Genomic DNA, 12759 nt, shown 5'->3' with positions numbered 1-12759 from the left:
CTTTCACTTTATCGTGCTAATACGCTAAATTACTTTGTAAATTATACGCAGTTTCTTGTGCATTGTCAATCCCTGGAGTCTAAATCCTTCTGTATATAATCCAGATATGGCACAAAACAATTATTTTTCAGTTTCATAAAATAGGCAGGGTCCAGTTCTTCATAGCGGAAGCTCTTACGCCCGCCTTCTGAAGCCCTGTCCCAGAATTGCCTGATTTCTTTGTATCTCATATAATATAATTCGTTGTTGCTGCTGTAATAAATAATCAGAAAGGAAAGCCCTCCCTGTTTCTCAAACTTCTCCATAAATACCATCTGGTGCTCATGCACGTTCTGCAGTGGAAATGTATCCGCACTGCATTCCTTTGCATCAAAACAGACCGGAATCCCCTGCACTGCCCCGATATAATCCACCGTACTGATCTTGTCAAAGTAGGCCAGCGTAATATGGCGGCGCTCCTTGTCTATCCTGACAGGTGTAATGGGGGTCGGGATCTTCTGGATCAGCGCCAGCCCCATCTCTTCATATCGTTCATTCGTACGGTTGATCAGATCTTCCAGTGTCGATCCCCTTAACCCTCTGGAATTCCATGTAGCCATCTTATAAAACTCCCTTATCTGCTGCTATTTCGCAAAACTCCTTTGTAAGAGGCGCGATAAATTCTTTTTGGGACAGGTTCGAAAGCGCCCCTTTCAGTTCCGGGAAGATGAGCCTGTACGCATGGAGGAGCTGGTGCTCCAGTCCGTAAGCTTTCCTGTAGCTGTCGTTAACATTCCGGTTCCCGTACTTATAATCCCCGATAACCGGATGTCCCACTGAAGCCAGATGCGCCCGGATCTGGTGCGTCTTCCCGGTAATCAGGTGGACCTCCAGAAGCGTTACATCCCCGTCTGCCTTCAGGGGGCGGTACTCCGTCTCAATCGGGTCCGCACCATCTGTCTTCACGGTACGGACAGTTACCTGATTCGTCTTTTCGTCCTTTGCTAAATACCCCTGTATCCGTGACGGTTCCGTTATATTTCCCGCAGCGAGGCAGAGGTAATATTTCCCGAGCGTCCTGTCCTTAAAGAGGCGGCTTAACTCCTGCAGGCCTTTCAGACTTTTCCCTGCGGCGATCATCCCGCTTGTATTCCGGTCGAGACGGTTGCAGACGGAAGGCTTAAACGTCTTCAAATCCTGCTCTGAAAGCTGCCCGGAAGTAAGCAGGTATGTGATCAGGTGTTCCACCACCGACTCATCCGAATCCACCGCTTTCTGGGAAAGCATTCCTGCCGGCTTATTGATCAGCAGGATGTTCTCATCTTCATAGAGAATATCCAGTTTTTCCTTCGTATACTGCACCAGACTGCTGGAGAATCTGGCAATCGTTTCATCGGAAAGAAACAGCTTCACCTCGTCACCGCTCACCAGCTTTTCATTTCCCGCCGCTTTTTTCCCATTCAGTGTGATATTTTTCTTGCGGAGCATTTTATAGAGAAAACTCTTCGGCGCCTCATTCAGATACTTCGCAAGCATCTTATCCAGCCGCTGTCCGGCCTCGTTGTCTTTAATGATAATCTGCTGCATTCGTAAACCTTCCTACATTGAAATATTTAAGATGACATGTGCCATCTGTTCTTCCAGTTCCTTTGTGTCACTCTTTTCCACGGCCGCGATGGAATTCAGTCCCTCAGCCCTCGCCAGAAAAGCAGTGTAATTATTCAGGATCTTAACAGATACATCCGGGAACTGGTTCTGGTTCAAAATCCCCCTGATATGGGAGGCCGCATATTTCACGTCCACTTTTTCACTATTCGTATAGCCGAAAATCGTATTGCCGGATATCACGATGCAGTCCATCGGCATGACTTTCTCACGGCTTGTAATAATCATATCATATATCACCGTAATATACCCTGTCTTGTCTTTAATTTCTTCTGCGCGGATACTTGCAATGGAAGGATACGGAAAACGGGTGATCACCCCCACCAGTGCTTTGGATGCAGGCAGGCAGCCGAGTATCGCGACAATTGTCAGAAGATTTTTCTTTGTGTGGGCCTGACTGTAACCGAGAAAAAAGACCGCTGCCACAAGGGCAAAATAAATAATCGTGCGGATGATCTCCACCTTCTTCTTATAATCCAGATAGCCGGGATTTCCCTTTATTATCTTTTTCATTCGTATGTCTCCTCAATTCTCTATATCTAGTTTGAAAGTAAATCCATGATAACACGGTGAGGCATAAGCTTCGCGCCAAGCTCTGCGCCCTTCATTGCAATTCCATAAACGGATATTTCTTTTTTCTTCCTCACGTCGAGAAGTGCCTTTTTCACTACCCTGTCCGGTTTCGCCATCACGGCATCCTTCCATTTGTTGGGAAGTTTTCCCGAGACATCGAAAAACTCTGTTGCCACGGGTCCCGGGCAGACTGCTGTCACATAAATGCCCGTGCGCTTCAGTTCTGCACCAAGGGCCCTTGAAAAACTCAGAACATAAGATTTCGTAGCCGCATAAACGGCAAAAGACGGCTGCGGACAGAATGCCGCCGCGGAAGCCAGATTCACAACCCTGCTCCCAAGGCGCAGGTAAGGCAGGCAGATGAGAGTCATCCTTGTGAGCGCCCGGCAGTTCAGATCAATCATCGCCGTCTGGGCTGACGGTTCCCTGTGGGCAATCTTCTTCACCTCACCTACCTTCCCGAATCCGGCCGCATTCACAAGCATCCGTATATCCGGTGTTTCTTCCTTTAACGCATGTTCTAACTTCTGGTAAATCTCACCCTTGCATAAATCGCCTGCAAAGATCCTGCATGGAACGGCACTTCCGTGTGCAAGGGCGGCGAGTTTCTCCTCCCTGCGGGCAATGATCCAGATCTCATCCAGATTATGGTAAAAATACGGAAGCTGTCGGACAAATTCCCGCCCCATACCCGAGGAAGCCCCCGTTACAATCGCAATTCTCACATCAAACACCTTCTTCTCTCTAATCACCTTCCGGCTTTTTTCCTGCTGACGCTGCGGGCAGGCTTCTTTTGTAAAGGTCTGCCGGCTTTTGTTTTTCCCTGTGTCTGTTTCCCCACAGGGTGCTTCTCACTTGAAAACTTTCTGGGCCTGATCAGGCACTGTTTCCCAAACCCGACCAGATCCATCCGCCCCGCCTTTTTCAGCGCCTCCATCACAAGGTCATAATTATCCGGATTCCTGTACTGGATCAATGCCCTCTGCAGTGCCTTCTCATGCGGGTTCTTCGGTACATACACCTTTTCCATTGTACGCGGGTCAAGCCCGGTATAGTACATACATGTGGAGATGGTGGACGGAGTCGGATAGAAATCCTGTACCTGCTCTGGCATATATCCCAGATCCCGGCAGTATTCTGCAAGCTTCACAGCCGCTTTCATGTCGGACCCTGGATGGGAAGACATCAGATAAGGCACAAGAAACTGCTGTTTATGGAGTTTCTTGTTCATATCCTGAAATTTTCTTGTAAATTCCTCATATACCTGATGCTTTGGCTTGCCCATTTTACTTAAAACTTCATCCGCGACATGCTCCGGGGCAACTTTGAGCTGCCCGCTTACATGGTATTCGCACAGTTCCCTTAAGAATGTTTTATCCTTGTCTGCAAGCAGATAATCAAACCGGATGCCGGAACGGATGAATACTTTTTTTACCTTCGGCACATCTCTCAGCTTTCTCAGCAGTTCCACATAGTCTCTGTGGTCTGCATCCAGGTTCCGGCACGGCTGCGGAAACAGGCACTGTTTCTCCTTGCATACACCGTGCTCCAGCTGCTTTCTGCAGGACGGATGGCGGAAATTAGCCGTCGGCCCGCCTACATCATGAATATATCCCTTAAAATCCGGCTCATTTGTTAAAAGCTCTGCCTCCTCCAGAAGAGATTCATGGCTGCGTGTCTGGATAATCCTGCCCTGATGGAAGGTGAGTGCACAGAAGTTACATCCGCCGAAGCACCCCCTGTTGCTGATCAGGCTGAATTTAATCTCGGCAATGGCCGGGACTCCCCCCGCCTTTTCATAGGAAGGATGGTACGTCCGCATATAGGGAAGTGCATAGACATCGTCCATCTCCGTCTGGCTAAGCGGTCCAGGCGGCGGGTTCTGGACCACATACAAGTGGTCTGAATACGGCTCCACAAGGCGTTTTCCTGTAAAGGGATCTGTATTCTGGTACTGCATATAAAAGCTTTCAGCATATGCCCGGGGCGACTTCACCAGTTCACCATAGGACGGCAGGACCACCGCGTCATATACGGAATCAAGACTTTTTGTCTTTACGACGGTCCCGTCAAGATAGGTCAGGTCCGATACATCAATACCTGCATCCAGAGCCTCCGCTATCTCAATAATGGAACGTTCCCCCATCCCGTAAGATATGATATCTGCGCCGGAATCCAAAAGGACGGAGCGTTTGACCTTGTCAGACCAGTAGTCATAATGTGCAAGCCTGCGAAGACTCGCTTCAATACCTCCCAGAATAACCGGCGTATGCTTATACGTCTGCCGGATCAGATTGCCATAGACGACTGCAGCATAATCCGGACGTTTCCCCATCTCCCCGCCGGGTGTATAGGCATCCTGACGGCGCCTCTTCTTAGAGACCGAAAAATGGTTCACCATAGAATCCATATTTCCCGCCGAGACAAGGAAACCGAGACGCGGCTCCCCGTATACCGTCACGCTTTCTTTCACCCTCCAGTCCGGCTGTGCGATAATCCCCACCCGGTACCCGTGGGACTCCAGAATTCTGGTAATAATGGCATGTCCAAAAGACGGGTGGTCGACATAGGCATCTCCGGAGACATAGACAAAATCAACCCGGTCCCATCCCCTGTCCTTCATATCCTGTTTACATAGTGGTAAAAACCCCTGGTTCATCTTCTATACCTCATAGGTGTTATTTTTAATATCATAATAATCATGGATAAAATAATCGGCCAGACGCTTTTTCTCGGCCTCATCCGGTCTTGAAAATTCATCATCCACGGCACATACAGTCATCCCCGCATTTAAGGCCGCCTCAATCCCTTTCGGAACATCCTCGAATACCAGACAGTCCTTCGGGTCTACATTAAGGTCTTCGGCAACCTTCAGGTAAACATCCGGTGCAGGCTTTCCGGCGGCCACTTCGCATGCCGTTCTTACAGAGATAAAAAACTCCTCCGCATGGAGTGCTTTCAGGACCGCATCTACAAGCTCTCTTGCATTGCTCGTAGCGATCCCCATAAGGATCCCCTGTTCCTGCATCTGTTCCAGAAATTCACGTGCCCCCGGCTTGAAAGGAACCTTCGATGCATACAGCTCCATCGTCATGTTCTTCCATTCCTCGCGGACATCATCGAGGGTGCACTCCAATGACGGGAATGTATCCAGAAAATACTGTGCCGTTTCTGTGTAGCTCATCCCCTCGATCGCCTTATGGAAATCCTCCGGCTGTGTCAGGTTGTATTTTTCCATATATATGTCATCCACCTCCGGCCAGATCCACATGGAATCAACCAGTGAACCGTCCAGATCAAATATTACCGCTTTTTTATTCTCTAACATAATTGTGCTATCTCTTCCTTTGTCAATTCTCTGTATTCTCCCGCCGCAAGGGTTTCATCCAGCAAAAGAGGTCCCATACGGATACGTTTCAGGTAAACAACTTCCTTGTCCACCGCCTGAAACATCCTCTTCACCTGATGGAATTTTCCTTCCTGTATGGTCAGTTCAATCCGTGATATCTCGTCTGATTCAAGAATCTCAAGCTTTCCCGGCAGGGTCTTTTGCTCTTCCCCGATATCAAGGCCTCCGGCGAAAGCGTCCACATCCTCTTTGGTGACCTTTCCTGAAACCTCCGCGTAGTACACCTTGTCAACATGTTTCTTTGGCGACAGGAGCCTGTGGGCAAGTGCCCCGTCATTTGTAATCAGGAGCAGCCCTTCTGTATCCTTGTCCAGCCTTCCCACCGGGAACAGGTCCTTACGTCTTTTACTTTCAATTAAATCAACCACCGTCCGGTCCCTTTTGTCCTCTGTTGCCGAGACAACGCCGGAGGGCTTGTTCAGCATATAATATTCATACTCCGTATAGCCGACAATCATCCCCTGGCAACAGACGGTATCTTTCTCCGTGTCGATCTTCGTCTCCGGCTTTTTAACCACTTCCCGGTTCACGGTTACCTGCCCCTTTGCAACTGCCTTTTTCACCTCACTGCGGGTTCCTGTCCCCATGTCGGCAAGATATTTATCCAGTCTTAACTTCATTTTTTTACTGCCCACTTCCCATCCATCTCCAGCCCGGGAGGTACTTATTCTTCAGTGTCTGGCCTAAAAGTTTGCCGAATCCGAGCGGATATCCGTCCACGCAGACCAGATACCAGCCTTTCTCCTTTGCAGACACCATATCTTCCAGATCCAGCGTATCCCCTTTCAGATACTTGATGACACGCTCATCCTCCAAAGGCAGGTCTAATACCCTTGCATAATCTTTACGTTTCAGGCACATGGCAAGTGCCTGGCTCGGTTCAAAGCGGTTTTTCTTTAGTTCTCCCAATAAAAGGCCGGAACGTAAAAAACGGACCCCCTTCAGGTCAGGCAGGCCTTCCGGCATGTAGTAGACACGCTCTCCATGTATATCAAGGCGGGACGCATCCAGTTCCCAGTCCACATCCTGAAAAAATGCATCCAGTTCCTCAGGCAGCTTTTTCTTCCTCCCTGCCGTTTTCCCGGCCCTGTCTGCATCTGCTGCATGGTTCTCTTCACAATGCCCTTTCTTTAGCAGAGCAAGGTAATGCCCTTCCCCCTGCATCCTGTGGGGGAAGATGCGGACCGTCTTCTTAAGTTCCTGATTCCCGCTGTCCCCCGTTTCCGGCATTCCTTCGGCAAATCCTTCGTAAGGCCGGATACTGCAGATTTCAAATTCCGGATATTCTGACAGCAGATATTCGATCGTCTGCTCGTTTTCGGAAGGGTCAAAGGTACAGGTGGAATATAAGAGCATGCCGCCTGTCTTCAGCATAGAAGCGGCCTGTGTAATAATACTCCTCTGGATCTTTGAGAAGAATTCAGGTCCGTGTTCCTCCCATGCCTTCACCATCTTCTTATCCTTGCGGAACATCCCCTCTCCGGAACACGGGGCATCGATTAAAATCTTATCAAAATACCCCCGGAAATACTCCGTCAGCTTCCCGGGCTCCTCACTGAGCACCATCATATTCCCGATTCCGAACAGTTCCAGATTCTTCAATAATCCCTTTGCTCTGGAACTGCTGATGTCATTCGCGATCAGGACGCCCTTTCCCTGAAGCTTAGCTCCGAGCTCAGTAGCCTTCCCCCCCGGGGCCGCACAGACATCCAGCACCTTATCCCCCGGATCCACCGGGAGCCTGTCGGCCGGAGTCATGGCACTCGGCTCCTGCAGATAATACAGTCCCGCAAAATAGTACGGGTGCTTTGCAGGCTGAACACTATCCCCGTCATAATAGAACCCATTGTGTATCCACGGGATCGGCTCCAGCTTCCACGGCGCAATCTTTAAAAACTCTTCCACAGTAATTTTATTTGTATTCACACGCAGCCCGTAATGCCGCGCCTCGTCAAAACACTTCTCATAATCCGCATACTCTTCATGCAGCAGACTTCTCATTTTCTCTTCAAATGCTATCGGTAAATTCATATCGTTTCCTCCACATGGGATTGATTATATCATAAATCCCGGACTCGTGAAAGACCCCGCTTACTAATACACACATTTGATTTTACGATTTTCCAGATACTTAAGAACCCAGTACGGATTTACACTGATCTCTTCCTCTCCGTGAAAAATGTAGATTCCTACATGGAGGTGCACCGGGAAGTTGCCTGTTGTCCCCTCTGTTTTGCTGTAGCCGGTGTCCCCCATATAACCAAGCAGGTCTCCGGCGCGGACCGTGTCCCCCTCCTCAATATCCGCATAGGAATCCATATGTGCATAGTAGAAATATGTACCACCGGGTGCAACGATCCCGAGCCTCCATCCCCCCTGTTCCAGCCAGCCTTTGTGGCGCACTACACCATCCGTCATACTGACGACCGGATAGAGTCCGCGTGTATTCTCCTTTGCCATAATATCAGTTCCCTCATGCCCCCTCTTTCCTCCATAGCTGCGCTCAAACATCCATGAATCAACAAAAGATGTCCCGTAATCCTTGCTGCCTGCCGGCTCCGGTATCGGGAAATACCTGACATCGTTCCAGATTCCCCTGCACTGGGCAAGGTAAGCATCCCATCCTTCCCTCCCTGCCCACTTCTTCTCCATTTCATACAACACCTGTTTATCCGGCACCGTTTTCAGTGGTTTCTTCCCAAAATCAGTTTCCAACAAATAAAGACCCAGGTCTTTTCCCGGGTCTTTTGTATTCTGTATGTAATTCAGAAACTCTTCATTCAGAGTCTGCCTCCTGAACCCGTCTGACGTAACCGTATCTTCATTCAGCCTTGCAAAGCCCCCTATTGTGAGAACTTCGTGTATACCAATCGTAAGAAACAGAGCCAGAAGCAGATTCAGGAGCACATAATTATGTAACTTTCTTCGCTTCACTCTTTTAAGAACAACCCCTTTGATATGTTAGTCATTCTAATATATGAAGCACTGACTGTCCTACTTGCATTCTTTCAGAACTTCTTTGATAATGTTCCACATTCTCCATGTGGACGCGATATCCAGACGCTCATTTACAGAGTGAATGTCATACATCCTCGGTCCGAAAGATACACAGTCCAGTTCCGGCTTCTTGCCGGAGAGGAGTCCGCACTCTAATCCTGCATGGATCGTTGAGATGTTCGGCGTCTTGCCATATACCTTCTCGAATACCTCTGCTACGATCGGACGGATCTTTGAATTTTCCTTATACATCCATGCCGGATATGCCCCGGAGAGTTCATAGGTCCCGCCAAGGAATTCAGCCCAGCTGATGAAGGCTTCTTTCATTTCCTCCATTTTCGAAGAAACAGAACTTCTGATCAGGAAGACAAAGCTTATTTTGTTCTCTTCTGTCGTAACAACACCGAGATTGTCTGATGTCTCAACCAGTCCCTTTAAGGAGCGGCTGAAGCCATACACACCGTTCTGGCAGTTATTGATAAAGAAGATTACTTTCTTCATGTCCATGTCAGACATCACAGATTTCTCTATGTTCTCTGTCTTTGTTACGATAACCTCCAGCTCAGGTTCGTCCTCGCCAAATTCCTGTTTCCAGACATTCTCCATGTTCTCGATGATCATCTCTGCCTTTACACTGTCGTGTACGACAATCGTGAATGTGCAGGCTGACGGAATAACATTGTCTTTGGCACCTCCCTGGACTTCTGCCAGTGAAATATCCATGTTCTGGTTCAGGCGGTTCAGGAGACGTCCGGCAAGTTTGTTCGCATTGCCTCTCTGGTGGTGGATCTCCATTCCGGAATGTCCTCCCTTTAACCCTCTGATAGTAACCTCGAGGCAGTCTCCTGTTACCTGCTTTCTTCCGACCGGCAGATTCATGCAGAAGCTCAATCCGCCTGCACAGCCTGCAATAATCGTCCCCTCATCTTCTGAGTCAAGGTTTATGAGCATCTTTCCCTTCAAAGGTGTCAGGTCGATTCCGCCTGCCCCTCCCATTCCCACTTCTTCATCCACTGTGAATACTGCCTCAAGCGGCGGATGCGGGATCGTATCACTGTCGAGCAAAGCAAGTGCGATCGCCACTGCGATTCCATCGTCAGCCCCCAACGTCGTATCTCTTGCTTTTACAAATCCGTCCTCCACATAGAGGTCTAACGGATCTTTTTCAAAATCGTGATCTGAAACTTCCGTCTTCTCACACACCATATCCAGATGTCCCTGAACAATAACCGGCTCACTCTCTTCATACCCTTCTGTCCCCGGCTTTTTGATAATAACATTGTTCAGTTCATCCTGAATGACCTCGAGTCCTCTGTCATTTGCAAACTTCACGCAATAATCGCTTACTGCTTTTGTGTTGAATGTCCCCCTTGGAATCTGACTCAATTCTTCAAAATAGTGAAAGACTTCCTGTGGTTCTAATTCTTCTAATACTGCCATTGTTTCATTCCCCTTCCTGTTTAAGTTGCTATCATCATTTTGTCACAGGAGGCATAAAAAATCAACCAATTTCATATATCTTTATTAATATTTATTGTCAAAATTCACGAGGAGACCTTCTTATGAAACGTAATCTGGCCGGAATCGGAATTGTCATACTGTTTGCAATCATGCTGATCTCTCCGAAAGCGGTATTTAACGGTGCCAGTGAAGGTCTTCTTTTATGGTTTCAAATCATACTGCCAACCTTATTTCCTTTCATCATCATTACAAATCTGCTGGTCTGTACAGACAGTATCCATTACATATCCGGCGCCGTCGGGGCGGTCCTTAAGAAAATTTTTAAAGTATCAGACAACGGGAGCTTTGCCATCATCACGGGATTCCTTTGCGGTTACCCGATGGGGGCAAAGGTGACGGCCGACCTGATTGGCAGCAGGTATGTGTCCGAGGATGAAGGCCGCTACCTACTCTCCTTCTGCAACAATACAAGTCCGGTGTTTATCCTGAATTTTATCGTCTGGAAAACGCTGGGGAAAGAAGAGCTCATCGCTCCATCCCTGCTTATTCTGCTCGGGACACCAATGCTGATGAGCTTCTTATTCAGACGGTTCTACCTCAAAGGCAGAAAACAATTTTCCGGCTTAAAAGAAGCCGGGCACACAAAAGCAAACTGGAATTTTAAAATCGTGGATACATGTATTATGGATAGTTTTGAGACGATCACCAAGGTTGGAGGGTATATTATCCTCTTCTCGGTTATTCTGGAGCTTGTCCGGTCAGCACCCTTTGAGTTTCCGTTTATTACATATCTCCTGCCCACTCTGGAAGTGACGAACGGAATCGCCCTGCTTGGAAAATCCGCCCTGCCTTTTGACATGCAGTACTGTGCGATCCTTGCCCTGACTTCATTCGGAGGAATCTGTGCGGTGGCACAGACACAGTGTATGATTCAGAAAACCAGCCTTTCCATCCTTCCGTATACATTAGAAAAGCTGGCAACCGCAGTGGTTACCAGCCTGATTGCTTTTCTGTATTTACATTTCACCTAAGCCGTCCTGAGGAATGTCATACTGGCTGCCATCGTCCTCAGGAACCTCGAGTTCTGCACGGTTAGTGCGCACAACATCGTAACACTCCTGAAGGGAATTGATGAGTCCGTCATACTTTGTCGTGTAGCTGTCCAGTGTATGGCCGATAATGCTCTCTGCATTCGCCAGCAGGTCATCTGTATACTGGATGGCTCCGAGCCGGATTGCATTGGCATCCTCTGTCGCGTTGTCTATAATCTCCTGCGCCTGAGCCGTTGCCTGGGTAACGATCTCGTTTGCCTGGGCATACGCCTGCTGCATGATCTCATGCTCGCTGACCAGCTCTGTCGTCTGTACCTGTGCTTCCTCGATCATGGCGTCCGCTTTTGCCTGTGCATCGGCAAGAATGGCGTCTCTGTTTGCTATGATCTTCTGATATCTCTTAATCTCATCTGGTGTCTTCATCCTGAGTTCCCGCAATAACTCATCCAGATGTTCCTTATTCACGATAATCTTTGTCGTAGACAATGGCTGGAACTTACAGTCCCTGTCAATGTACTCCTCGATCTCTTCAATAATCTGCTCAATGCGGCTGCTCATAGTTACACTCTCCTTTTTGCTTTCATCTTTTTCTCCAGTTCCACTGCTACAGCTTCCGGCACAAATTGTGATATATCTCCCCCAAAAGCTGCGATCTCTTTCACTGTAGTAGAACTTAAGTAAGAATATTCAATGCTTGTGGTCAAGAACATAGTCTCGACACCTGGTTCCAGTTTATGATTGGTCTGGGACATCTGTAACTCGTATTCAAAGTCAGTAATCGCTCTCAGTCCCCGGATTACGACAGCTGCCCCCTGTTGTCTTGCGAAATCAATTAATAATCCATTAAACAGGACAATTTTCACATTTGTCAAGTCTTTTGTTACTTCCTCTAACATTTTAACACGTTCTTCCGCAGAAAACAACGGCATTTTCGCATTATTATTCAGCACTCCGACAATTAACTCATCCACGATTTTACAGGATCTTCTGATCACATCGAGGTGTCCGTATGTAACCGGGTCAAAGCTTCCCGGATAAATTGCTTTTAACATATTTCTTCCTTTCCAGCCTTTTCAATGAAGACATGCTTATTGGTTTTGTAGGTCTTCTCCCTGATCAGGGAAAAACCCAGTTCTTCTAGGTATGAAAAATCAGTTTCTTTCGATGCTTCCACAATAATCACGGTATCTTCGTAAACAAGCTGTGAGTCTGCCAGATAATTGAGCACCTTCTTTTCAAGCTCTCTGTCATACGGAGGGTCCATAAATATAAAATCAAAGCTTTTTTCACCCTCCAGCTGATACAGCGCCGTCATAACGTCCCTCGTCACCGTCAGTGCCTTGTGGTCCAGCTTCGTAAACTTCAGATTCTCTTTTATAACAGCCATAGCCTTCGGATTATTTTCTACAAAGACTGCTTCACGGGCGCCGCGGCTCAATGCCTCAATCCCTATCCCGCCGCTTCCACTAAATAAATCAAGAAATATACTGTCGTAAATACCCGGGGCTATCATATTAAATAATGTCTCTTTGATCCGGTCTGTCGTCGGCCTTGTGTCAAGTCCGTCCAATGTCTTAAGTTGTAACCTTTTGGCAGTTCCTGCAATGACTCTCATCTTAAACA

The 12759-nt window shown here is 47.9% G+C and carries 14 protein-coding genes; 1 reads left to right on the top strand and 13 read right to left on the bottom strand.

Going from position 1 to position 12759, the window contains the following annotated elements:
- Positions 1-65 precede the first annotated feature (65 nt).
- The 10 genes from ABIN22_RS21545 to ABIN22_RS21500 form a co-directional block, all read right to left on the bottom strand.
- Complete coding sequence (locus ABIN22_RS21545) at positions 66-599, bottom strand: Holliday junction resolvase RecU (RefSeq protein WP_346911126.1); 534 nt, start codon at positions 597-599, stop codon at positions 66-68.
- Between the two features lies 1 nt (position 600).
- The gene (locus tag ABIN22_RS21540; RefSeq protein ID WP_109730301.1) at positions 601-1566 is read right to left on the bottom strand and encodes an RluA family pseudouridine synthase; all 966 of its coding nucleotides are present in this window, start codon (positions 1564-1566) and stop codon (positions 601-603) included.
- Positions 1567-1578: 12 nt separating this feature from the next.
- Positions 1579-2157, bottom strand: a complete 579-nt coding sequence (locus ABIN22_RS21535; protein ID WP_346911124.1) for a hypothetical protein — start codon at positions 2155-2157, stop codon at positions 1579-1581.
- 26 nt (positions 2158-2183) lie between these two features.
- On the bottom strand, positions 2184-2942 hold the full coding sequence (locus ABIN22_RS21530; RefSeq protein ID WP_346911176.1) for an SDR family NAD(P)-dependent oxidoreductase: 759 nt from the start codon (positions 2940-2942) through the stop codon (positions 2184-2186).
- A gap of 23 nt (positions 2943-2965) precedes the next feature.
- Positions 2966-4876, bottom strand: a complete 1911-nt coding sequence (locus ABIN22_RS21525) for a YgiQ family radical SAM protein (RefSeq protein ID WP_346911122.1) — start codon at positions 4874-4876, stop codon at positions 2966-2968.
- Positions 4877-4879: 3 nt separating this feature from the next.
- Entirely contained in the window at positions 4880-5545 is a 666-nt protein-coding gene (locus ABIN22_RS21520; RefSeq protein ID WP_346911120.1) for an HAD family hydrolase, read from the bottom strand.
- Positions 5539-6246 carry a pseudouridine synthase gene (locus ABIN22_RS21515; RefSeq protein WP_109730565.1) on the bottom strand — a complete coding sequence of 236 codons (708 nt, stop codon included), beginning with the start codon at positions 6244-6246 and terminating at the stop codon, positions 5539-5541. Before ABIN22_RS21515 ends, ABIN22_RS21520 begins: the two co-directional genes overlap by 7 nt.
- A 4-nt stretch (positions 6247-6250) precedes the next feature.
- Positions 6251-7657, bottom strand: coding sequence for an RsmF rRNA methyltransferase first C-terminal domain-containing protein (locus ABIN22_RS21510; RefSeq protein ID WP_346911118.1), 1407 nt, complete (start codon positions 7655-7657; stop codon positions 6251-6253).
- 63 nt (positions 7658-7720) lie between these two features.
- Positions 7721-8560, bottom strand: a complete 840-nt coding sequence (locus tag ABIN22_RS21505; protein WP_346911116.1) for a M23 family metallopeptidase — start codon at positions 8558-8560, stop codon at positions 7721-7723.
- A gap of 60 nt (positions 8561-8620) precedes the next feature.
- Positions 8621-10063, bottom strand: coding sequence for an aminoacyl-histidine dipeptidase (locus ABIN22_RS21500; protein WP_346911114.1), 1443 nt, complete (start codon positions 10061-10063; stop codon positions 8621-8623).
- A 122-nt stretch (positions 10064-10185) separates the two neighbouring features.
- On the opposite strand from ABIN22_RS21500, the gene ABIN22_RS21495 reads away from it, so the two are divergent.
- On the top strand, positions 10186-11115 hold the full coding sequence (locus ABIN22_RS21495) for a transporter (protein ID WP_118618718.1): 930 nt from the start codon (positions 10186-10188) through the stop codon (positions 11113-11115).
- Here ABIN22_RS21495 and ABIN22_RS21490 read toward each other — a convergent pair.
- The 3 genes from ABIN22_RS21490 to rsmD are packed head-to-tail and all read right to left on the bottom strand — an operon-like array spanning position 11101 to position 12751.
- The gene (locus tag ABIN22_RS21490) at positions 11101-11694 is read right to left on the bottom strand and encodes an ATP synthase subunit B family protein (protein WP_109730294.1); all 594 of its coding nucleotides are present in this window, start codon (positions 11692-11694) and stop codon (positions 11101-11103) included. The genes ABIN22_RS21495 and ABIN22_RS21490 overlap by 15 nt on opposite strands.
- 2 nt (positions 11695-11696) lie before the next feature.
- A complete protein-coding gene (gene coaD, locus ABIN22_RS21485; protein WP_109730293.1) occupies positions 11697-12188 on the bottom strand; it encodes a pantetheine-phosphate adenylyltransferase in 492 nt (163 codons plus the stop codon).
- Positions 12182-12751 (bottom strand): 16S rRNA (guanine(966)-N(2))-methyltransferase RsmD, encoded by a 570-nt coding sequence (gene rsmD, locus ABIN22_RS21480; protein WP_118618716.1) that lies wholly within the window; start codon positions 12749-12751, stop codon positions 12182-12184. The genes coaD and rsmD overlap by 7 nt, the downstream gene beginning before the upstream one ends.
- Positions 12752-12759 lie beyond the last annotated feature (8 nt).

Source organism: Faecalicatena orotica, assembly GCF_905197545.1.
GTDB classification, from domain to species: domain Bacteria; phylum Bacillota; class Clostridia; order Lachnospirales; family Lachnospiraceae; genus Faecalicatena_A; species Faecalicatena_A orotica.
This window is presented reverse-complemented; position numbering and strand designations above follow the sequence as displayed.

Excerpts from the sequence above, each read along its gene's own strand:
- ABIN22_RS21490 (WP_109730294.1), bottom strand. The coding sequence starts at position 11,694 with ATGAGCAGCCGCATTGAGCAGATTATTGAAGAGATCGAGGAGTACATT.
- ABIN22_RS21545 (WP_346911126.1), bottom strand. The coding sequence starts at position 599 with ATGGCTACATGGAATTCCAGAGGGTTAAGGGGATCGACACTGGAAGAT.
- ABIN22_RS21500 (WP_346911114.1), bottom strand. The coding sequence starts at position 10,063 with ATGGCAGTATTAGAAGAATTAGAACCACAGGAAGTCTTTCACTATTTT.
- ABIN22_RS21525 (WP_346911122.1), bottom strand. The coding sequence starts at position 4,876 with ATGAACCAGGGGTTTTTACCACTATGTAAACAGGATATGAAGGACAGG.
- ABIN22_RS21515 (WP_109730565.1), bottom strand. The coding sequence starts at position 6,246 with ATGAAGTTAAGACTGGATAAATATCTTGCCGACATGGGGACAGGAACC.
- ABIN22_RS21510 (WP_346911118.1), bottom strand. The coding sequence starts at position 7,657 with ATGAATTTACCGATAGCATTTGAAGAGAAAATGAGAAGTCTGCTGCAT.
- ABIN22_RS21520 (WP_346911120.1), bottom strand. The coding sequence starts at position 5,545 with ATGTTAGAGAATAAAAAAGCGGTAATATTTGATCTGGACGGTTCACTG.
- rsmD (WP_118618716.1), bottom strand. The coding sequence starts at position 12,751 with ATGAGAGTCATTGCAGGAACTGCCAAAAGGTTACAACTTAAGACATTG.
- ABIN22_RS21535 (WP_346911124.1), bottom strand. The coding sequence starts at position 2,157 with ATGAAAAAGATAATAAAGGGAAATCCCGGCTATCTGGATTATAAGAAG.
- ABIN22_RS21495 (WP_118618718.1), top strand. The coding sequence starts at position 10,186 with ATGAAACGTAATCTGGCCGGAATCGGAATTGTCATACTGTTTGCAATC.
- coaD (WP_109730293.1), bottom strand. The coding sequence starts at position 12,188 with ATGTTAAAAGCAATTTATCCGGGAAGCTTTGACCCGGTTACATACGGA.
- ABIN22_RS21540 (WP_109730301.1), bottom strand. The coding sequence starts at position 1,566 with ATGCAGCAGATTATCATTAAAGACAACGAGGCCGGACAGCGGCTGGAT.